This is a genomic window from uncultured Brachyspira sp. (assembly GCF_944390595.1).
Taxonomy (GTDB): Bacteria; Spirochaetota; Brachyspiria; order Brachyspirales; family Brachyspiraceae; genus Brachyspira.
Genome location: NZ_CALXRN010000213.1, coordinates 1 through 20,889, shown reverse-complemented (window position 1 = coordinate 20,889; position 20,889 = coordinate 1). Strand labels below are relative to the sequence as shown.

Genomic DNA, 20,889 nt, shown 5'->3' with positions numbered 1-20,889 from the left:
ATGTTAATGATATGAGAAATCTATTTAAAGCTCCTATAATGCCTTATATAAAACTCACTGTTGAAGGATTTTTATATTTATTTCCTAATTTTGCTGTTAATATAGGCGGATACATTATGTACAATTTCGGTATGCAGTATAAAACGGATGTTATTAATAATAATATAGGATATAATGTATATAATAAGTATAATTTCTCTGATCTTTCAATAGGCTTGGTTTTAGGAATATCTTTCGGAAGAAGTGACGGCTACAATTAATAAAAAGCATGCTATTTTTTTATTAATCTAATTAGCCCGCCCACCCGCCCCTAAATTTATTTATTGTGTTAAATAAAAAAGAGAAGTGCTGATATGTAAAAGCACTTCTCTATAATATATTAGTATTATTTTTATTTTATATGATCATTAAGCCACTGTATAATTTCCTTTGTAACTTCATCTCTTTGAACATCATTAAGTATTTCATGCCTTCCATCTTTGTAAAGACTTATATTAACATCTTTAAGCCCCAATGATTTATACATTTCATGCACCCATTTAACACCTTTTCCCATATCTCCTACAGGATCTCTGTTCCCGGAAATTAAAAGTATAGGAAAATTTTTGTTCATTGAAGAATAATTATCTTTATCAGATATTTTATCTATAAGTTCAAATAATTGTATATATGTTTCTATACTTGCAGGCTTATTTGCAAAATATTCATCTTCTAATACTTTATTAATCTCATTTTTGTCGGAAGTAAGCCAAGCATGAGGAGAATTATCTTCAGGAAAAAATTTCTTGCCGTATCCTCCTACAGATAATTTATCAAGTAAATAAGCTCTTTTTCTTCCTCCAAATATAGATTTTTGAATATTGGCTATAGTTTTTCCGAAATTTTCAATTCCCTTAGGTTTTCCTCTGGTACCCATTATTACAGCACCATTTAAGTCCTGATGATATTTTATTAAAAAACCTCTTGTTAAGAAAGATCCCATACTATGTCCCAACATAAAATATGGTATATTAGGATAATCTGCTTTAGTATTTTGAATTAGATGTTTTAAATCTTCTATTATTAATTCATGCCCATTCTTATCGGCTATATGTCCTATTTGATCCTTACTTACAGTGCTTCTTCCAAAACCTCTGTGATCATCGGCACAAACTAAAAAACCAGCATCAGTTAATTTTGAGGCAAATTCAGCATATCTTCCAGCATGTTCTCCAAGTCCATGAACTATTTGTACTATTGCCTTTGGGGTTGAATCTGGAATAAAAAGGTAAGTGTACATTCTATGTCCATCATCCATTATTAATACCCTGTTTATAGTTTTCATAAAAGACTCCAGCAATATTATTATGTTTGGAGAAATTATATAATATTTTCCTTTTAATGCAATAAATAATTTTGTATTAAAAAATTATACATACTACAAAAATTAATTATAATTTTAGGCTTAAAAATAAAAAAAATTTGTTTAACTATTAGCATAACAAAATAAATATTTTAAGGAGATAATAATTATGTCTGGAAATGCTAATATAATAGTAATAGAGGGAAGATTAACAAAAGATCCTACTTATATGAAAACAAAAAATGGCAAATCTTTATGCAGATTTTCTATTGCCAATAATAGATATTATTATACAAATGGTACTTTACAAAAAGAGGTTTATTTCTTTGATTTGGTTGCTTGGGGATATAATGCAGATAAGGCAGCCGTTACTTTATTTAAAGGAAGACATGTTCTCATTAATGGAGAATTAAGACAAAATTCTTATGTTTCTAAAGATGGTAATAAAAAAACTTCAATTTATATATTGGCATTGGATATAAAAAATTTGGATAAAAAATCTGTAGAAAAAAATACTTATAGTCCAAATATGGCTAATAATCAAATAGTATCAGATTTTATAGAGGAAAGTCTTGAGGAAGTATTTTAGAATCTTTTATTATTTGCATTAGCTCATTGTTTATAGATTTTTCATCTCTATTTGAATCTATATGATGTATATATGGAGCATTAAAAGAGTTAAATATTTCATCAACTTTTTGCAGATAGTTTTCATTTTCAAATCTGTCTACAAATCCTCTTTTCTCCATAATTCTGCTTATAGCATTTTTTATAGGTAAATGAAAAATAAATACTAAATCCGGTTCTATAATAAAGTCTTTATGTAAGTCTATTATATGCTCTTTATCTATTCCCTTAGCTCCTTGGTATGCTACAGAAGAATATATGTATCTGTCTAATACTATAATATATCCGTCATTAATTGCGGGTTTTATCATATGCTTAATATGCTCTTTCCTATCAGCTATAAAAAGAGATAGTTCTTCTTCCGGATTTAAATCTTTTGAAAACATGCTTTCTCTTAATTTAGCACCAAAATATGCATGAGTAGGCTCAAAAGTATATATAGATTTTATTCCGGCATTATTTAATATATCCGTAAGCATAATTCCGTGAGTTGATTTTCCGGAACCATCAATACCTTCTAGTACTATTAATTTTCCATTCATATAACGACTCCTATTAAAATATATAAATTATCTTATTTTTAAAGTAGCTATTCCTATAATTGCTGCTATTATACCTATAATATAGAATCTAAATACAACTTGTGTTTCTTTCCACCCTGATTTTTCAAAATGGTGGTGAAGAGGCGCCATTTTAAATACTCTCTTTTTAAATAATTTGTATGAAAACACTTGTAAAACTACACTAAATGCTTCAGATACATAAACAGCTCCTATTATGACAAGAAGAAGCTCATGTTTAATGAATAATGCTATAATACCAAGTACGCCTCCAAGAGATAAACTTCCAACATCCCCCATAAATACCTGAGCAGGATGGGCATTAAACCATAAAAATCCTAAACCGGCACCTATTAAAGCACCTACAAAAACTGTAACTTCTCCGGCATCTGCTATAAATGGTATTTTCAAATATGTGGCTATAAGCGAATTACCAGATATATAAGAAAGTACAGCCAATGCCATTGACATTATTACTAATAATCCTATGGCTAATCCGTCTAAACCGTCTGTAAGATTTACAGCATTGCTCATACTCACAACTACAAATGTTGCAAAAGGTATGTATAATAGTTTTAAATCTATATATATTGTGCTTGCAAATGGAAGAAATACTGTAGATGAAGGTACTTGTGCAACTTTTACAGCTTCAAGAACCCCTATGCCTTGATTAAGTTCAAATGTCATTAAAAATGTTGATTTATCAAAATAGTATAGGTAAATTCCTATTATTAAGCCTACTAAAGTTTGGAATAATATTTTATATTTTCCTGGAAGTCCTTTAGAGTTTTTATATTTTATTTTCAAAAAATCATCAAGAAACCCTGATATTGAAAGTATTATTAAGGAAATGGTAAGAAGTATAATTTTTAAATTGTCCAATTTACCCCATAATAATATACTTATTATTATGCTTCCAACTATGAATATTCCTCCCATAGTAGGAGTTCCTGTCTTTGCTAAATGAGTTTCCGGACCATCATCTCTAACTACCTGACCAAAATTAAGTTTTCTTAATTTTTCTATTATGTTAGGAGCAAATACCAATACAAGTATTAAGGCAGTTCCTACAGCTCCCGCAGTTCTGAATGTAATATATCTAAATATATTAAAACCAAAAAATGTTTCTCTTAATGGATAAAAAATTTCATATAACATGTATACTAATAACCTTTGTATAAAAATATTATAAAACTATTCCAATATAGTATTATATATAAATTGTTTTGTCAATTAAAAAATATTATGTTAATTTGATTTTTTAGCATTTTTAATTAAAGAAAATGCATATAAAGAAGCGGCAGATATTATTATTATAAATGTAATAATCTTACTAATAGGTAATTCTTCCTTATATATTAAAGCACCTAATATTGTCTCTAATATAGGGCATATAAATTGCAGACATCCTAATGTTGATATTGGTATATTTTTTACAACTAAAGAGAATAAATATAAAGGAAGTCCTGTTACAAAACCTATCATTAATAATATTATCCATGTATTAATAGGCTGAGGCTGATCAGGATAATATATTTTAAATAAAAATAATGCAGGTATTAGTATAGATAATGATTCTAAAAATAGTGATTCCCATGCTGAATATGATGTGATTTTTTTTAATGCTGTGTATATTGAAAATGTTGATGCCATTATTAATGACAGTACAGGAGGATATCCTATCGCATAAGTTTGATATAATATTCCTATAATCATTAAAACAATAGCAGTATATTCTAAAGCATTTTTCTTTTCTTTAAAAAATATTATTCCTATTAGTATTGAAAGTATAGGAGAGATATAATATGCCAATCCTGATTCTAAAACTCTGTTAGAATTTACAGCATATATGTAGAAATATCAATTAAGACCTATAAATAATCCGGCAAATAAAATAGCAATTAATTCTTTTTTACCTCTGTATAATTTTTTAATACTTCCATTTTGGAATATTATAATAAAAGTAAATATTAAAGTTGTTATTATTCTCATTGACAATATGAATGAAGCATTGAAATTGTCTATAGTTTTCCAGTATATAGGCAAAAGTCCCCATATAATTTGTACAATAGCTGCTGCAAATATAGAAACTCCTGTTTTCATCATATATTTCCTAAAAGATTAAGTGTATAAAAGGGTGAAACCTTATTATGATTCCACCCTATAAATATTATCCTAAACTAGCCTGTATTAAAGGCATAAATATTTTCAATAATAACAATGCAGATAATATCCAAGTTAATATTGATATATCTTTTGTTTTACCAGATATTAATTTTAGTATAGTAAATGATAATACACCTAAAGTTATTCCTTCAGCTATACTGTATGCAAAAGGCATAAATATTATACATATAAATGCAGGTATTGATTCAGTATAATCTGCGAAATTTATCTCTAATATAGGAGTCATCATAAATAAACCAACTATTATCAAAGCAGGTGCAGTAGCAGCACTAGGTATAGCTAAGAATATATGAGATAGGAATAATGATATAGTAAATAGTATAACAACAACTAAAGCAGTAAGTCCTGTTTTTCCACCCTCAGCAACACCTGAAGCACTTTCAACATAAGTTGTAACTGTGGAAGTACCCAAGCATGCACCTACAACTGTACCTACAGCATCAGCAAATAAAGCCTGCTTACATCTAGGAACTTCTCCTCCTCTTGTAAGCATATTAGCTTTAGTACATACTCCTACCAATGTTCCAACCGTATCAAACATATCAACAAAAAGGAAAGTAAACAGAACTATAAACATATTAGGAGTTAATATATTGCTGAAATCAAGTTTAAAAGCTATAGGCTCCAAAGAAGGCGGTACAAAACTAGCATGAGGAGAAAGTTTTGTTAAACCCATAGGTATTCCTATTACAGTTGTGATTAGAATACCCAATAAAATAGCGCCTCTTACATTATACGATAATAAAACAGCTGTTATTATAAGTCCTATTATGGCAAGCAATGCACTGCCTGAAGTAATATTTCCTATACCAAGCAATGTAGCATCATTATTTATTATAATTTTTGAGTTTTGCAAACCAATAAAAGCAATAAATAATCCTATACCAACAGAAATAGCTCTTTTCATATTAACAGGTATGCTATTAACTATTGCTTCTCTAACATTAAATATTGTTAATACTAAAAATATAATACCTTCTACAAATACAGCAGTTAAAGCAGTCTGCCAGCTATATCCCATTCCAAGTACAACTGTATAAGCAAAGAAAGCATTAAGTCCCATTCCAGGAGCCAATGCAAATGGTAAATTTGCAAACAATGCCATTATTAATGTTGCTATTATTGATGAAACAACAGTAGCGGTGAATATAGCTCCTTTATCCATACCAGTACTTGACAGTACATCAGGATTTACAGCTAATATATAAGCCATGGTCATAAATGTTGTAAAACCAGCTATAACTTCTGTTTTAACATTAGTACCATGCTCTTTTAGCCTAAAAAACTTTTCCATAAATATATCCTTTAATATTCTTTTTCATAATTTGTTATGAAAGCTATACTATATATGAGATTATAAATTTTGCAATATTTTTTTAATTATAGTTTTATTAATAAATTTTTTATTAAATTTTAAAATATGTCATTTTTTGTCATCATAATTATTTATACTCATATTATTATCTTATAATAAGGAGTATTGCCTATATGCTTTTAATAATTCTTATATCTTCTATTATTACATTGTTTTTATTTGAAGAGTTTAGAGAGTTATTTGTTGATATTATTATTATGTTAATAATATGCGTATTTGTTTTTGCTTATAGTGTATGTGTTTTTATAGTTGATTATCTTTATGTGTTTATTGATAATTATATTCTTTCTTTTTTCAGTTCTGTTTTTTGTATAATTAAATTTATTTTAAGATGTGCAAGAAATTTATTTATGTAAAATACTGTTTTTAGGTATCTTGCAAAAAACTTATTTATATTGTATTCTATAATTCAAAGGAGTTGTTTATGAGAATAATTAGTATTAATTCAAGCAAATTGCATTCTATACTTTTTATATTGCTTCCAATAGTATTGGTTGTAGGTTTTTTAATTTTTTCAGGCGTAACTATTGTTTCTACAGGTGAAGTAGGAATAAGAAGCAGACTAGGAAGAGCAATATCTCAGGAAGAGCCTGGACTTCATTTTAAAATTCCTTTTATAGATACTATAAAGATTATGGAAGTTAGAGAACAGACAGTTGAGAAAACTTATGCTGTATCATCAAAAGATATGCAGACAATATCTATGACGTTAAATGTTCAGTATTCTATAGGCGGGGATGCATTAGATTTATACAGTAAGTTTGGGGTTGATTATAAGGATAAATTGATTAACCCTAGAATATCAGAGAGTTTAAATGCTGTTTCTGCCAGATATACTATAGAAGAATTCATAACAAAAAGAAATGAAATGGCAGCAGAACTTTTAAAAGAAGTTATGAATGATTTTCAGGATTACGGTATAGTTGTTGCTGCATGCTCTATAATAGAACATGATTTTTCGGATGAGTTTGATCAAGCTATAGAAAGAAAATTAATAGCCTCTCAAAATGCATTGACTGCTCAAAATGATTTGGAGAAAGTTAGATACGAAGCTGAGGCTGAAGTTACTAAAGCTAAAGGTATAGCTGAAGCAAATAGAATAATGCAGGAATCTTTGACGCCTCTTTTAATACAAAGAATGTATATAGAAAAATGGGATGGTAAAATGCCTCAGGTATCAGGTTCCGGTGTTACACCTATGATACAAGTTAAATAAATGAAATTTTTTAAGCATATTATAAATAATATATTTTCTTTAATATTTCCTAATCACTGTATAATATGCGGAGAGCTGATGCAAAGCGATAATATGAATTATATTTGCATTAACTGTATAAATAAAAATTTAGATTATATTCATAAAGATGAATATATAAGATGTAATAAATGCGGTAAAGTTTTAGAAAGCAAAACTTCAATATGTATTTGTAAAGATGAGGAGCTTTATTTTGATGAATGCAAATCTATGCTTTATTATAACAATAATACAATAGATTTGATTCACAAAATGAAGTTTTCTCATAGATATTTGATTTGCAGAGATTTTGCTGCTATGCTTAGTCATTATTATAAAGATTATATTAAAAGTTATGATGCTGTTAGTTTTGTACCTCTTGGTAAGAAAAGACTTTTGGAAAGAGGATATAATCAAAGCAAAATTATTGCAGAAACTATATCTAAAATTATAAATATAAAATTAATAGATGACATTATAATTCGTAAAAAAGAAACAAAGGCTTTAAGTTCATTAAACAGCAAAACAGAAAGAATAAACATGATAAAAGATGCATTTTCTGTTAATACTGATTATAATTCCCCAAATAAAATAAATCTTCTTATAATAGATGATGTATTTACCACGGGAAGCACTTTAAATGAACTTTCAAAAGAGATTAAAAAACTAGAATGTATTAATAGGGTGGGGGTGCTGACTGTAGCCCGTGCCTAATTTTTTATTTTTTGATTATACCATTCTGTATTGCCAAGGTTTTCTTCCAATACTCCTTTTAAGCCTTCTAATTTATAAGAGCCCAATAATTCATCATTGCTGTATAATTCAACAGATGATGAATCAAGAAGTATTTTTATTAAATTGTTAGCTCTAACACCGTTTTCAGTATTTATTCCTATAGCAATATATATCTCTTCATCATTTTCAATAATATCTTCATCAGAAATAGAATATCTAATGTAATTATTAGATTTTTTCTTTATGCGTAAATATAAATCATTTTCAGGCATTATTTTTTCACTATAAAATAAAACCACAGCAATTTGAGCATTTCCATAAGCCGATGCCCAGTTATCAGCTATTGAAGTATCTACACCGACTCCTAATGCTGATTCATTTTTGTCATCAAAATTCATTATGAACATTAAGTCATTATCAATATTAACTTCCCACTGAGCGAATAATGAAACAGAATATAGACTAATAATTATAAAAACTAATGTAGTAAATTTGATTATATTTTTCATAGATATATAAAATTTGGTTAGAATTAATATTGGAGATGGCGGGACTCGAACCCGCGTCCTACGAAGCGTACCGCATTCGTCTACATAGCATAGCTTATCTTCGAGAGATTCGCCTTATAGGTAGAAGACAAGCAGAAAAACTATAAGACTAGCATGAGTATACGTAATATTAGGCTCATACGGCACCTAATACAAGTTCTATGTAGTTCGACACCGAAAAGATAACCCATAGACAAATCACCTAATCAGCGGCAGCTTCAATTAAGCTGCAAGTGCGTATTCGTCTGCACTTATTGTTTAGTATGATATTAACGTGCATACACCTAGCACGACTATGCAAAATACGTTCCAACCATCGCAGTCGAAGCCGGAGCATCCCCTTTCAAAGAACTTAATTAATTATAGTATATATAATAAAATAGTCAATACTTTAATTCAAAATATCATAACAATTTATAAAAATATTTATTTTTTATTTTGGTAAAATAAATATTGATAGTTCAAATTTGTATAAGTTTTTTTATATAGATATCTTGAATTTTATATTAAAATTGATATCCTAATTTATATAATACAATTTTTGGAAATTATATTTTATGAAGAATAGAATCAGACTCATATTAAGTTTCACAATACCATATTTTATTTTTATACTAATAATGGGAACAATATTAGTATCAATATTCATTAGGTTAAATAAGGCTTCCTATTATAATGAAATATCAATTAATATAGATACAGCTAAATGGAATGTAGAAAATAAAGTTAATGATATTATAAACTCTATTGATTTATTAAGTTCTTATGCATCTGTTGGTGTAAATGCTAATAATATAGCGAAAAGCATTACAAATGTAAAAAAAATTGGTAATTATTATGATGTATTCTATTGTAATACAATTCCATATAATAGAGGCGGCATATTTATAAGTTCGAGAATATCATATCCTGATAATTATGATCAAACTACTAGAGAATGGTATGTAGAATCTTCAAAATCGCAAAGTAATTTGTATATAACAGCTCCTTATATTGATTTTACTTCTGGAAATTTAGTAGTAACATTTCTTTATAAGGTAATGGTTAATAATAGTCTGGCAGGATACATTGGAATAGACTTTGATAATGTAAATTCAGTTATAGATAATAATAATAATTTTATAGAAAGCATCAATATTGTTACAGAGAATGGATTATATATAACACATGAAAATAGTGAAAATGTATTAAATGAAAATGTATCATTATTTTCAGATAATTTATTTTCTGTGTATAAGAATAATATGAATGATAATTCTATAAAAATTAATAATAATTATTGGTATGCATTATATAAAATTGACAATGCTCCTTGGTATATAGCTTTTAAAGGCAATGCTCAAGAATATTATAATAGTATAAGATATTTAATAATTTTTCTTGTTGGTATTGCTTTATTATTTATAATAGGCGAGGTAATTATAGTTTCAGTGTCTCTTGTTCCTATTTCTGATAGATTGGATGATGTTATATTATGCATTGAAAATATGTCTAATGGTAATTTTTCATCACGTATTATTAAAAATGAAAAATCTAATGAAAGTACTGTCAGACTTTATAATGTTATAGAAAAAATGCAGAAGAATATAGGTAAAACCATGTATAAGATAAAAACAGGTGTTGAGGAAGTAAATAAAAATGGTGAGGCTATAGCAAATGTTAGTATTGAATTGTCTAATAAGGCAAATGAACAATCCATTGCATTAGAAGGATTAGTAGAAGCTATAAAAGCTATTTCTTCTTCCATAGAATATGCTGCTAATAAAACAGATGAAGCTAAAAAAATGAGTGATGAATCATCCAATAATACAAAGCTTGGTGTAGAAATGATTAATGAAATAGAAAAAAATATGCAGGAAATAACTGAATCCAGTAATGCAATATCCAATATTATAGCAACTATACAGTCTATAGCATCTCAGACTAATATACTTGCACTTAATGCAGCAGTAGAAGCGGCACGTGCTGGAGATCAGGGAAGAGGATTTGCTGTAGTTGCTAATGAAGTGCGTTCTCTTGCTCAGACAGTAACTGATTCTGCTGATAATATTACAGATATAGTTCAAGGTGCTGTATCAAAAATAGAATACGGTACAGAATTTGTAAGTAAATCTTCAGAAGCCCTTAATAGTATTGAAACTTCTGTTTTTGAATCTTCAAATTCTTTATCCGGTATATATAAGATGTCTAATGATAAAAGGGTCGGTATAAATAATATAAATAATATAGTTGCTAAAATAAATGATATAACTAAAAGTAATGCTAAATTTGCTCAGGAAAGTGCAGATTCAAGTACTAGAGCTTCTAAAATAGTTAATGAAATAGTAAATGAACTTTCTTTTTTCAAGTTCAAAAGTTCAGATAATTAATTAAGGTGCATTAAATGAGAAATAATATTAAACTCCTATTAAAATTAATAATACCATATTCTATTTTTATTATAGTAGTTTCAGCTATAGTGTTTATGATATTTTCTAATATTTATAAAAATGATTATTTAGAACAGCTTTATATAGATATAAATAGAATAAGTTCATCTATAGAAAAAGATATAAATAATATTAAACTTGTATTAAATATATTAGATTCGTATATGGCAGCAGATTTAACACCTTATGAACTTGGTTTATCTATGACAAATGTTTATGATAAGAGAAAAGAATTTTTTGATATACTTTATGGAAATACTGTGCCATTTTCAGAAGGCGGAACATTTTTAAGTGTAACTCATCAATATCCCACAAATTATGATCAAACTTCAAGACCATGGTATAAAGGAGCTTTATCTACAAATGGTATATATATTTCAGATCCTTATATAGATTTCAATACAAAAAAATTGCTCATAACTTTTTCAAAAGCAGTTTATACTAATGGTAAATTGAAAGGAGTATTTGGTATAGATTTTTCGAGTATTAATACTGTAAATATTAACATCAGTAATATAAATAAAGATAATATATCTTTAATTACTTCTGAAGGTCTTTATATGATGCATAAAGATGCAAATAATATTCTTAAGGACAATGTTACAATATTTAACAATGATGAAGTTTTTAAAGGGTTTGAAAAATATGTAAATAATCCGCAATCTCCTATTATAATTAACGGAAATAATTGGGGCTGTATTCGTAATATAGAAGGTACATCTTGGGCTTTAGCAGTAAAAGGAGATTTACATTCTTATAATGCTATGTCAAAGAAGATATTATTTGTATTTATACTTATAGTGATATTCTTATTATTAATGGGATTATTCTTAACATCTATGGTTCTGCTTCCTTTATCATCCTATTTGGATATAGCCATTACTGCTATTGATAATATGTCTGAAGGTAATTTTAATTATAGAATAGATAAAAAAATATTGGCTAAAGGAAATAGGGCAGGAGATTTGGGAAGAGCTATAGATAAAATGGAAGCTAATATAGGAAAGCTTGTATATAGAATAAAAAAAGCCATAGAAGACATCAACAATGTAGGTATAGAAATAAGTAATTCAAGCAATAAATTATTGGATAGAGCTTATATACAGGCTGTTAATTTAGAGAAGTTAGATGAAGCTTTACAGGATATATCAACAGCGATAAATTCCTCATCTATGAGTATAGCATCAGCAAAAGATTCTATGGACAAAATGGAAGATACTACAAAAACAGGTGTTCAAACCATTTCGGAAATAGAAGTTAATATGAATGAAATACAAAATTCAAGTAAAAAAATATTTGAGATAACAAAAACTATAGAGTCCATTGCTTTGCAGACTAATATACTTGCACTTAATGCAGCAGTAGAAGCGGCACGTGCCGGTGATCAAGGTAAAGGATTTGCAGTTGTAGCTAGTGAAATAAGAAAATTAGCAACTACAGTAAGTAAAGCAACAAAAGATATAACTGATATAGCAGAGGATGCTGTAAAAAAGATAAATACAGGAAGTGATTCTGTAAGCCGTTCTTCTAAAGTATTAAATTTAATATCAAAAATCTCTATAGAAACTTCTTCTATACTTGTAGATATAGCAACTTCATCCGGAGAGGAAACAGAGAGAATAAATAACATTAATAATGAAATAGAAGTAATCAATAAAATTATGATAAAAAATGAAGAACTTTCAAAAGAAGCTTCAGATGCAAGTGCAAAGACTTCAAAAATGGCAGAGGATATAGTAAATGAATTGAGTTTCTTTAAATTCAGTTCTAATAAATAATTTAAGCTATAAACTAAAAGCATATAATTGATGCAGTTAGTTTATAGCTATAGCAATAATAACAATAATTTAAGCTTTAGGAAGTAATTTTGAAGGATCTATTGCTCTTCCCTGATATGATATTTTAAAGTATAATTCGCTTTTGTTTATCATACCAGTATCTCCGATGTTGCCTATATATTCGCCTTTAGAAACTATATCTCCTAATTTAACATTTGCTTTTGATAAATGAGCATAAGAAGTATTATATCCGTTTTTATGTTTTAATATTATAACAGTGCCGAATCCTCTTATGTCATCTACATATTCAACTATTCCGTCATCAGCAGCTACAACTTTATCTCCTACATCTCCTAATATATTTATACCTCTGTTTGCAAGTTTATCAGAAGTAACGCCATAGCCGGATATTATTATTCCTCTATATGGCCATATAAAAGAACTTTCAGGGAGAACACTGTCATCATTAAATGAATATGGTATCATTTTTAATGTTTGTACTTTTAATGAGTTTCCTATATACAATTTATATTCATTGGCATTTTTTATATTGTTAAGTCTCATTAAATCTCTTAAATCCATTTTGTGATTTCTAGCTATAGAATATAAAGTGTCTCCGCTTTTTATTTTATATGTTGATGTAACTAAAGTGCTTGTTTTTTTAGGATTTGCATATACTTTTAAAGTATCTCCAATTTTAAGTACATAATTATTATTTAAATTGTTTATGGAATAAAGTTCTACTAAATCCATTCCTCTGGCTGCTGCAATTTCACTTAAAGTATCACCATTTTTAACTTTATAATTTTCTAAAGTTCTGTATTCAGGTTTTGATGTATTTATATTAATATTATCATATAATTTTAAAGTATCTCCGATTTTAAGCACATAATTATTATTCAAATTATTTAATTCAAGCAGTTCTTTTAATGACATAGAATTTTTTAATGCTATTTCTCCAAGAGTATCACCGCTTTTTACTTTATAAGTTTTTATAGTTCTGCTTGTAGAATTTGAATTATTATTTTTAGCATATATTTTTAATTTTTCTCCAACTCTTAATTTGTATTTTAAAGGGTCTTCAATATTATTGATTTTCAAAAAGTCGTTAACGCTTATATCATTTTCAAAAGCTATACCGTACAAAGTATCTCCTCTTTTAACAGTATAGTATTCTGTGTCTTTTGATTCAGTGTATGTTTGTTTTTCACTTACAGTATTATCTTTCTTTGAATTTACAACATACATTGTTTTTCCTACATATAATTTGTATTTGTCAGTATCATCAATATTGTTAATTTTTAAGAATTCACTTGCTGTCATGCCATGAGCAAAAGCTATACCGTATAAAGTATCACCGCTTTTTACTTTATATGTATCATAAGATTTCTTTTCACTATCATTATTTGTATTGGAAATATTAACATTGTCTTTTGATTGTTTATCATTATCAGCTACTTTTAATATTTCTCCTACTCTTAAATTATATTTATTTACATCCTTTATATTATTAATATTCAAAAATTCATTTGCAGTCATTCCATGTGCAAAGGCTATTCCATATAAAGTATCTCCATTTTTTACTTTATAATCTTTATATGATTTCTCTTCTTTTATTCCATATACATTATTTTCAGAATCATATACTAGGCTGTATCCGGATTCTTTAACTTTTAAAGTTTCCCCTATTTTAAGGCTGTATTTATCAGGATCATCTATATTATTTACTTTTAGAAATTCATTTGCACTCATATCATGGGCGAAAGCTATACCGTATAAAGTATCTCCGTTTTTTACTTTATAATCTATATAATTAGCCCCAAAATTAACAGAGGCAAATGTACATCCTATAATTGATGCATATTTAAAAACATTTTTCATAATTATTATTTCAGTTCAATATAAAAGCTATTAGTTTACTATTTCAAAAACTTCATCTACAAGAGGATCAACAGGCGTAACAGTAACTACAGATTCTTTAACACTGGACATTTCAGGTCCTTTTTTAATCTTTTCTATAAATTCTTCAATATGAGTTTTAGTTTCCAAGTATCCTATAACTTCTACAGAACCATCATAATTGTTCCATACTTTTCCGCCTATTTTCATTTCATCGCCTACTTGTTTTGCATAGTATCTAAAGCCTACGCCTTGAACTCTTCCTTTTAATATTATATCTACTTTAAACATATCTTAATTATCGGAAATAGATTTTATTGAATTTATAACGGCAAATTAAAAATTGACAATTTATATAAACATTTGTAAAATGTTAATATGACTATAAATGTTTCTGTAAATAATATTGATTTAAAATTAAATACTAATGATAAACTTTTTTCTCCTAGAAATGCTGATGCAGGTACATTGTCTATGCTTGAAGAAATAGATTTTAGTTTAGAAAGCAAAGTTTTAGATTTAGGATGCGGATACGGAATTGTAGGCATACTTGCAGCCAAAATAATAGGTGATGATAAAGTTATTATGTGCGATATAGATGATAATGCAATTAATACTGCAAAGGAAAATGCTGTTTTAAATGATGTTCCTAATATAGATATACTTAAAAGCGATGGTTTGAAAAATATACATCATAATGATTTTTCTATAATACTCTCAAATCCTACTTATCATGCTGATTTTTCCGTACCTAAACATTTTATAGAGGCTGGTTTTTATAAACTTATACTTAATGGTAAATTTGTTATGGTAACTAAGCGTCTTGATTGGTATAAAAATAAGTTAACTTCTATTTTTGGAGGAGTAAAAGTAATAAATAAAAATGGATATTATATATTTATTTCTCAAAAACGTAATAATATTCCTTCAAATAAAATCAAGCAAAGATTGAAAAAGGAAATGAAAAATAATAAAAAATTATAAATGCCCGAATATAGGAAGTCCTGTTATATGAAAAAACGCAAGATTTGATAAAAATCCTATGATAGTTCCAAATATAATACCAAATGCTACATCAAACGGATAATGAAGTCCTACATATACTCTGCTGAAAGCTATTAAAGATGCTATAGGATAAAACAAAAAAGCAGAACCTATGCTGTAGCTTCCCATACAAAAAGATATGCCGAATGCCACCATAGTATGTCCTGATGGAAAAGAATGTTTATCCGGAGGGTACATTATAGGTATTTTATCATGCTTTTTATACGGACGGGTTCTGCTGAAAAAACTTTTTATATAAAGGAATAAAAATATGCATATAAATACAGCTGAAATAGCCCTTGAAAAATAAAGAGCGGCATAATCTATTCTAAACATATAAAATATTAAATAAAGCATAGCCCATACATATCCGTCCCCCATTCTGCTCATAAATTTCATGAATGTTTTTACAGGGCCTCTTCTATTATCTTTAAATATTTTTAGGAAAAGCTTGTCATCTATTTTTGACATGAATTTTATTAGAGGTAAATTATTTATATAATTGATTCTTTTCTGTTTTCTTCTTTTTTTGATGATTTTTTTTATTTTTTTTCTTCTTTTCTTTTTAAGCTTTTTTTTATCTTTATTGGGTTCTAGTTCCTCTATCTCATTATTAGTATTGTATTTTTCATTATCCATATAAAAGAATCCAATTTTGTGATTTCTAATAAAATATCATAAAATTTAAATAAATCAACTATTAAAATTTTTAAAATATTTAGTGATTTTTTAAATTTTCCGAAGATAATACAAAAATTATTATTTTAGGATATTGTAAAGTGCTTTTTGGAAATGATGCTTATGAGCAGTTTTTAATATATTTACAAGAAAAAATTAATTTTGGCTTTTTATCACGTATACCAGGTTCTGATGATGATGCAGAAACTCAAGGACAGTCTATAATAAGATTAATAAAAAGCTTGAATAAGAATGAAGCTTTTTTAGATTATATAGCATATACATACACCATATTGGAAAATGATATAATAAGACAGGTTATTTCTATATCATGGACTAAGCCGAATGGAATAGAAGAAAAAATAATAAGTGATGATAAATTTGGACTTACAAATGATGAATTAGTTAGTTATATATCTGTACTTTTAATATTAAGAGATATAATGCATACTAGCTATATTGCTTCTCTTCCAATATTTAATGAATATAAATATGATCAGAAAGAATTTTATGATAAAGCAAAGGATATGATCAATAATTCTATAGAAAATATTTCTACATTGGAGCATATAAATCCAATATTTATAGCAATAGCTGCTAAAAGCGTACTGCCTTATTCTATAACTAATGATGAGCTTTCAAGTTCATCAAAATTGATAGCTATACTTTTTAATCTTTCAAGAATAATGGCATCATATCCGTATACAGAAAAAATAATAGAAAATACTCAGCCTATATTTTTAAGTGCTATATATAATTTGGTGAATAATGCTTCATTTTTAGGGTTAGATTATAAGATGATTAAAGAAATATATGATAAAGCAAAAACAGGAGAAATAAAGTGGAGAAACTAGCAAAATATAATATCACTTTCATAGTGTCTGCTGTATCATCTTTAACTATAATATCAATGTGTGCTTATATGATAGTTAATGTAAATACGGCAATTATGAGAATATTGATGTTTATAGAATTTTTATGTTCTTTCTATTTTGTTTCTGTGTTTTTCTATAAAATTAAGAAATATTCAAGAACTGAGATGTTTTTTTATCTTACAGTTTATTTGATACCTTTTATATTATCAATATTCGGTCTTTTCTATATAACAAACTTTTTTTCTCTAAACAGAGTATTTCTTAGAGAAAATCTTATATCTTCTTTTCTTACAAGAGGATATCATGTACTATTTATATTTTATATATCACATATAATATATTTCTTTTATCTTTTTTCTGTAGAAAATAAAAATACTTTTTATTCATTGATAACCTCGCATTATATTATAGTTGTATCTGTACTTATAGCTATAATATTTGTTGTACTTTATGCTATAATAAATTGGGTTTTTGATAATAAAATAGTTACTTCTTATACTAATAAAAAGAATGATATAATATATGCAGCAGATACTACATTTTCAAAAGAGGGAAATATTGATGAATTAGAATATGAAGGATTTGCTAAGAGCTATAATATGGCTATTCTTTATTATGATAATGAGCTTAAATACAGAAGCGATGATTGGGAAGATTTTGAAAGCAAGCATCTGTTATTTGAGACTGCAATTATGCAGGGAAATGGATTTTTCTTTATCGGAAGCGGAAAAGAATTCACTTATCCTTATTATATGTTTATATTGATATATGTAATAGTTAATTCATTAATATTAACATGCTCTATACTGTTCTTTAGATTTTTCTTAATGAAAAAATTTGATAATTACATGAACATTATGATAAAAGGATTTAAAGAAGACAGTTATATATATGCCATAGATACTGATCATATGGATGAAACAGAAATAAAGAAATTAGCAGAATTGTATAATAAAAAATTATTAGCTTATAAATATAGGGAAAGATTTATAAAATTATTTACTAGATAATAAGTCTATTAATTTATTATATATCATTGTTTATAACATATAATAAAAAATAATTTTTATTATATGTTATTTTTTTATAACCTTTATTTTTGGAAAATAATAAGCTCTAATTATTTATTACAAGTTTTATAAAACAAATTTTGTTTTTAAATATTTTTTACATTTTCTCAGTATTAAATGGTGAAAATTTAAAACTTTTTTACATATTATTCGTCTAACATGATATAATATGTAATTAGCTTATGTTATAATTGATAAAAGCTGTTTAACATTAAAATAATTTTAAGAAAACGATGATTTATGAATAAAATAATAGAATTAGTAGTAAAAAGACCAGTTACTATACTTATGGTTATAGTATCAATATTAATATTGGGACTTATAAGTTTATCAAGACTTTCAATAGATTTCATGCCTAATATGCAGGTTCCTTATGTAAGTATATATACAAGATATAAAAATGCAGGTCCTGAAGAGATAGAAAAATCTGTTACCAAAATTATAGAAGGAGCTGTTGCTACAGTTAATAATATTAAAAATATTACCTCAACATCAAGAGAGGATTCTTCAAATGTGTTAATAGAATTTAATTGGGGTGTAGATTTAACAGAGGCAACTGAAGATATAAGAGAGGCATTAGAGCAAGTATCATCTTCTCTTCCGGATAATGCTGATAAACCAACCGTAAGAAAATTTAATATGGATGATACTTCATTAATGGAAGTTGCTATTTACGGTATAGATGATCAAACTACATTATATAATATAGCCGATAATCAAATAGCTCCTCAAATAAAACAGGCTAAAGGAGTAGCACAGGCTGAAGTATTAGGAGGATTAAAAACTCAAATAAAAATAGATGTTAATCTTAATAGATTAAAAGCATACAATATTAATATAAATGATATAGCTTCTGCTCTTTCACGAGATAATAATAATTTGGTAGGAGGTCAGGCGGATCAGGGTTTTTATAAATATACTATAAGAACTATGGGAGAGATAACAAGTATTGATGATATAAAAAATACAGCTATCGCTTTAAAAACAGATGGAGATAACAGCACTGTAGTTAAAGTACAGGATTTGGCAGAAGTTTATGAAGGATATGATGATGATGTTAATATAATAAGAGTTAATGGAGAAAATTCCATATCAATAGCAGTAAGTAAAGAATCAGGAGCAAATACAGTTGAAGTTTCAAAGAATGTTATAAAACAATTAGAAGAATATAATTTTCCAAACGGCGTAAAATATCAAATAATGTTTAATACAGCCGACAGTATAAATGAGGCTATAAAAGGAGTTCTCGGAGCTGCTTGGCAGGGCGGACTTTTTGCTGTAATAGTATTGATGCTTTATATGTGGAATATTAGAACAGTATCAATAATAGCTATATCAATACCTCTTTCTATAATAGTTACTTTTACTCTTATGTATTTTATGAAAATAACTTTAAATGTAATATCTCTTTCAGGCTTAGTTCTTGGAATAGGAATGATGGTTGATAATTCTATTGTAGTGCTTGAGAATATATTTTATTATAGAAATAATGGTTTTGGAAAATATTCATCTGCTATTAATGGTACTTCAAAAGTATCTCTTGCAATATCTGCTTCCACTTTTACAACAATAGCTGTGTTTTTGCCATTTTTATATATTGAAGGAATGACAAGTCAAATTTTTAGGGATTTATGTATTACGGTTACAATATCTATGATAGCTTCTTTGCTCGTTGCCCTTTTAATTGTACCAATGTTCGGTGCCAGACTTGTTACAAATAAAAGATTAAAATTACTTGGTAAATTAGAAATTTTAACTAATAAATATATACATAATAATATAAATTTAATATACTCGAAAATTTTATCATTTTCAATTAAAAGGAAAAAAACAGTATTAATACCTTCTATGATATTAGTATTTGCTGTTATAATAATAGGATTAAAATTTATAGGAAAAGAGGGTTTCCCAAAAACTGATGAAGGACAGTTTATGGTGCAGGTAACTATGCCTATAGGTACTAAGTATGAGCAAACACAGTCATTTATTAGCTTAATGGAAAATGATATAAAAGAAATTATTAAAGATGATTTGCAGAGAATTCAATCAAGAATAAGAAAAGGAAGCGAAGCGAATAGTGCCAATATAAGAATACAATTAAAAGCGAAGAATTCAGGAAGGGTAGGGGATATAAATGATTATCTTGAAAGAACTAGAGCAAAACTGCAGTTATACCCTGCTAGAATAAATGTCAGACTATTAGGTTCAAGATCAGCTTCAACAGGAGGAGAGGCTATAAGGATTGAAATATTAGGAGATGATATAGTACAGGCAGAGGAATTAGGAAACAGAATAGTATCTTCTATATCTAATATAGAAGGAGTTAGAGGTGCTATGGTTGATATAGATGAATCTAACAGAGAACTTCAAGTTTATGTTAATAGAAATATTGCTGCAAAAATGGGACTTAAAATTAATGATGTTGCAAGAATAATAAATACTAGTTTTGCAGGAAGAACAGCTACTACAATTACTCCGGATAATTCAGATTATACTGATATAGATGTT

General features: G+C 27.1%; 20 protein-coding genes, 1 other RNA gene and 1 pseudogene. 11 read left to right on the top strand and 11 right to left on the bottom strand.

Annotated features, from left to right (window positions below; all coding sequences use genetic code 11):
* Nucleotides 1–260 (top strand): annotated as a pseudogene (locus Q0J90_RS12830) (hypothetical protein); the annotation flags it as partial.
* Nucleotides 261–391: 131 nt separating this feature from the next.
* Here Q0J90_RS12830 and Q0J90_RS12825 read toward each other — a convergent pair.
* Entirely contained in the window at nucleotides 392–1,324 is a 933-nt protein-coding gene (locus tag Q0J90_RS12825; protein ID WP_297278283.1) for an alpha/beta fold hydrolase, read from the bottom strand.
* A gap of 187 nt (nucleotides 1,325–1,511) precedes the next feature.
* Here Q0J90_RS12825 and Q0J90_RS12820 point away from each other — a divergent pair, with 187 nt between their 5' ends.
* Nucleotides 1,512–1,931, top strand: a complete 420-nt coding sequence (locus Q0J90_RS12820) for a single-stranded DNA-binding protein (RefSeq protein WP_297278282.1) — start codon at nucleotides 1,512–1,514, stop codon at nucleotides 1,929–1,931.
* Here Q0J90_RS12820 and tmk read toward each other — a convergent pair.
* The 5 genes from tmk to Q0J90_RS12795 form a co-directional block, all read right to left on the bottom strand.
* Nucleotides 1,900–2,511 carry a dTMP kinase gene (gene tmk, locus Q0J90_RS12815; protein ID WP_297278281.1) on the bottom strand — a complete coding sequence of 204 codons (612 nt, stop codon included), beginning with the start codon at nucleotides 2,509–2,511 and terminating at the stop codon, nucleotides 1,900–1,902. The genes Q0J90_RS12820 and tmk overlap by 32 nt on opposite strands.
* Before the next feature lie 27 nt (nucleotides 2,512–2,538).
* On the bottom strand, nucleotides 2,539–3,687 hold the full coding sequence (gene mraY / locus Q0J90_RS12810) for a phospho-N-acetylmuramoyl-pentapeptide-transferase (protein ID WP_297278280.1): 1,149 nt from the start codon (nucleotides 3,685–3,687) through the stop codon (nucleotides 2,539–2,541).
* Between the two features lie 90 nt (nucleotides 3,688–3,777).
* Nucleotides 3,778–4,341 carry an EamA family transporter gene (locus tag Q0J90_RS12805; RefSeq protein ID WP_297278279.1) on the bottom strand — a complete coding sequence of 188 codons (564 nt, stop codon included), beginning with the start codon at nucleotides 4,339–4,341 and terminating at the stop codon, nucleotides 3,778–3,780.
* Between the two features lie 48 nt (nucleotides 4,342–4,389).
* Nucleotides 4,390–4,635 (bottom strand): hypothetical protein, encoded by a 246-nt coding sequence (locus Q0J90_RS12800; protein ID WP_297278278.1) that lies wholly within the window; start codon nucleotides 4,633–4,635, stop codon nucleotides 4,390–4,392.
* Between the two features lie 64 nt (nucleotides 4,636–4,699).
* The gene (locus tag Q0J90_RS12795; protein WP_297278277.1) at nucleotides 4,700–6,010 is read right to left on the bottom strand and encodes an NCS2 family permease; all 1,311 of its coding nucleotides are present in this window, start codon (nucleotides 6,008–6,010) and stop codon (nucleotides 4,700–4,702) included.
* 194 nt (nucleotides 6,011–6,204) lie between these two features.
* Here Q0J90_RS12795 and Q0J90_RS12790 point away from each other — a divergent pair, with 194 nt between their 5' ends.
* The 3 genes from Q0J90_RS12790 (at nucleotide 6,205) to Q0J90_RS12780 (ending at nucleotide 8,039) form a co-directional block, all read left to right on the top strand.
* Entirely contained in the window at nucleotides 6,205–6,447 is a 243-nt protein-coding gene (locus Q0J90_RS12790) for a hypothetical protein (protein ID WP_297278276.1), read from the top strand.
* A gap of 68 nt (nucleotides 6,448–6,515) precedes the next feature.
* Nucleotides 6,516–7,307 (top strand): prohibitin family protein, encoded by a 792-nt coding sequence (locus Q0J90_RS12785; RefSeq protein WP_297278275.1) that lies wholly within the window; start codon nucleotides 6,516–6,518, stop codon nucleotides 7,305–7,307.
* Nucleotides 7,308–8,039: a ComF family protein gene (locus tag Q0J90_RS12780; protein WP_297278274.1), complete on the top strand. Its 732-nt coding sequence runs from the start codon at nucleotides 7,308–7,310 to the stop codon at nucleotides 8,037–8,039.
* Here Q0J90_RS12780 and Q0J90_RS12775 read toward each other — a convergent pair.
* Both Q0J90_RS12775 and ssrA read right to left on the bottom strand, forming a co-directional pair.
* Nucleotides 8,036–8,569 carry a hypothetical protein gene (locus tag Q0J90_RS12775; RefSeq protein WP_297278273.1) on the bottom strand — a complete coding sequence of 178 codons (534 nt, stop codon included), beginning with the start codon at nucleotides 8,567–8,569 and terminating at the stop codon, nucleotides 8,036–8,038. The genes Q0J90_RS12780 and Q0J90_RS12775 overlap by 4 nt on opposite strands.
* 27 nt (nucleotides 8,570–8,596) lie before the next feature.
* Nucleotides 8,597–8,949, bottom strand: a transfer-messenger RNA (tmRNA) gene (gene ssrA, locus Q0J90_RS12770).
* Nucleotides 8,950–9,165: 216 nt separating this feature from the next.
* Between ssrA and Q0J90_RS12765 the strand changes: the two genes are divergently transcribed.
* Nucleotides 9,166–10,977, top strand: a complete 1,812-nt coding sequence (locus Q0J90_RS12765) for a methyl-accepting chemotaxis protein (protein ID WP_297278272.1) — start codon at nucleotides 9,166–9,168, stop codon at nucleotides 10,975–10,977.
* 14 nt (nucleotides 10,978–10,991) lie between these two features.
* On the top strand, nucleotides 10,992–12,815 hold the full coding sequence (locus Q0J90_RS12760; protein ID WP_297278271.1) for a methyl-accepting chemotaxis protein: 1,824 nt from the start codon (nucleotides 10,992–10,994) through the stop codon (nucleotides 12,813–12,815).
* Nucleotides 12,816–12,884: 69 nt separating this feature from the next.
* On the opposite strand, the gene Q0J90_RS12755 is transcribed toward Q0J90_RS12760, so the two are convergent.
* Nucleotides 12,885–14,696 (bottom strand): LysM peptidoglycan-binding domain-containing protein, encoded by a 1,812-nt coding sequence (locus Q0J90_RS12755; protein WP_297278270.1) that lies wholly within the window; start codon nucleotides 14,694–14,696, stop codon nucleotides 12,885–12,887.
* A gap of 30 nt (nucleotides 14,697–14,726) precedes the next feature.
* Complete coding sequence (locus tag Q0J90_RS12750; RefSeq protein WP_297278269.1) at nucleotides 14,727–15,005, bottom strand: acylphosphatase; 279 nt, start codon at nucleotides 15,003–15,005, stop codon at nucleotides 14,727–14,729.
* Between the two features lie 87 nt (nucleotides 15,006–15,092).
* Here Q0J90_RS12750 and Q0J90_RS12745 point away from each other — a divergent pair, with 87 nt between their 5' ends.
* Nucleotides 15,093–15,698 carry a methyltransferase gene (locus Q0J90_RS12745; protein ID WP_297278268.1) on the top strand — a complete coding sequence of 202 codons (606 nt, stop codon included), beginning with the start codon at nucleotides 15,093–15,095 and terminating at the stop codon, nucleotides 15,696–15,698.
* Here Q0J90_RS12745 and Q0J90_RS12740 read toward each other — a convergent pair.
* A complete protein-coding gene (locus tag Q0J90_RS12740) occupies nucleotides 15,693–16,397 on the bottom strand; it encodes a phosphatase PAP2 family protein (RefSeq protein WP_297278267.1) in 705 nt (234 codons plus the stop codon). The two genes, Q0J90_RS12745 and Q0J90_RS12740, sit on opposite strands and share 6 nt — an antisense overlap.
* 140 nt (nucleotides 16,398–16,537) lie before the next feature.
* Between Q0J90_RS12740 and Q0J90_RS12735 the strand changes: the two genes are divergently transcribed.
* The 3 genes from Q0J90_RS12735 to Q0J90_RS12725 form a co-directional block, all read left to right on the top strand.
* A complete protein-coding gene (locus Q0J90_RS12735; RefSeq protein ID WP_297278266.1) occupies nucleotides 16,538–17,290 on the top strand; it encodes a pyridoxine kinase in 753 nt (250 codons plus the stop codon).
* Nucleotides 17,278–18,321 (top strand): hypothetical protein, encoded by a 1,044-nt coding sequence (locus Q0J90_RS12730; RefSeq protein ID WP_297278265.1) that lies wholly within the window; start codon nucleotides 17,278–17,280, stop codon nucleotides 18,319–18,321. Before Q0J90_RS12735 ends, Q0J90_RS12730 begins: the two co-directional genes overlap by 13 nt.
* 300 nt (nucleotides 18,322–18,621) lie before the next feature.
* Nucleotides 18,622–20,889, top strand: a 2,268-nt coding sequence (locus tag Q0J90_RS12725) for an efflux RND transporter permease subunit (RefSeq protein WP_297278264.1), incomplete at its 3' end; no start/stop codon positions are given.

What these genes read in the sequence shown, in the direction of transcription:
- mraY (WP_297278280.1), bottom strand. Translation starts at nt 3,687, where the DNA reads ATGTTATATGAAATTTTTTATCCATTAAGAGAAACATTTTTTGGTTTT.
- Q0J90_RS12745 (WP_297278268.1), top strand. Translation starts at nt 15,093, where the DNA reads ATGACTATAAATGTTTCTGTAAATAATATTGATTTAAAATTAAATACT.
- Q0J90_RS12775 (WP_297278273.1), bottom strand. Translation starts at nt 8,569, where the DNA reads ATGAAAAATATAATCAAATTTACTACATTAGTTTTTATAATTATTAGT.
- Q0J90_RS12780 (WP_297278274.1), top strand. Translation starts at nt 7,308, where the DNA reads ATGAAATTTTTTAAGCATATTATAAATAATATATTTTCTTTAATATTT.
- Q0J90_RS12740 (WP_297278267.1), bottom strand. Translation starts at nt 16,397, where the DNA reads ATGGATAATGAAAAATACAATACTAATAATGAGATAGAGGAACTAGAA.
- Q0J90_RS12820 (WP_297278282.1), top strand. Translation starts at nt 1,512, where the DNA reads ATGTCTGGAAATGCTAATATAATAGTAATAGAGGGAAGATTAACAAAA.
- Q0J90_RS12765 (WP_297278272.1), top strand. Translation starts at nt 9,166, where the DNA reads ATGAAGAATAGAATCAGACTCATATTAAGTTTCACAATACCATATTTT.
- Q0J90_RS12755 (WP_297278270.1), bottom strand. Translation starts at nt 14,696, where the DNA reads ATGAAAAATGTTTTTAAATATGCATCAATTATAGGATGTACATTTGCC.
- Q0J90_RS12785 (WP_297278275.1), top strand. Translation starts at nt 6,516, where the DNA reads ATGAGAATAATTAGTATTAATTCAAGCAAATTGCATTCTATACTTTTT.
- Q0J90_RS12795 (WP_297278277.1), bottom strand. Translation starts at nt 6,010, where the DNA reads ATGGAAAAGTTTTTTAGGCTAAAAGAGCATGGTACTAATGTTAAAACA.
- Q0J90_RS12790 (WP_297278276.1), top strand. Translation starts at nt 6,205, where the DNA reads ATGCTTTTAATAATTCTTATATCTTCTATTATTACATTGTTTTTATTT.
- tmk (WP_297278281.1), bottom strand. Translation starts at nt 2,511, where the DNA reads ATGAATGGAAAATTAATAGTACTAGAAGGTATTGATGGTTCCGGAAAA.
- Q0J90_RS12825 (WP_297278283.1), bottom strand. Translation starts at nt 1,324, where the DNA reads ATGAAAACTATAAACAGGGTATTAATAATGGATGATGGACATAGAATG.
- Q0J90_RS12800 (WP_297278278.1), bottom strand. Translation starts at nt 4,635, where the DNA reads ATGATGAAAACAGGAGTTTCTATATTTGCAGCAGCTATTGTACAAATT.
- Q0J90_RS12760 (WP_297278271.1), top strand. Translation starts at nt 10,992, where the DNA reads ATGAGAAATAATATTAAACTCCTATTAAAATTAATAATACCATATTCT.
- Q0J90_RS12750 (WP_297278269.1), bottom strand. Translation starts at nt 15,005, where the DNA reads ATGTTTAAAGTAGATATAATATTAAAAGGAAGAGTTCAAGGCGTAGGC.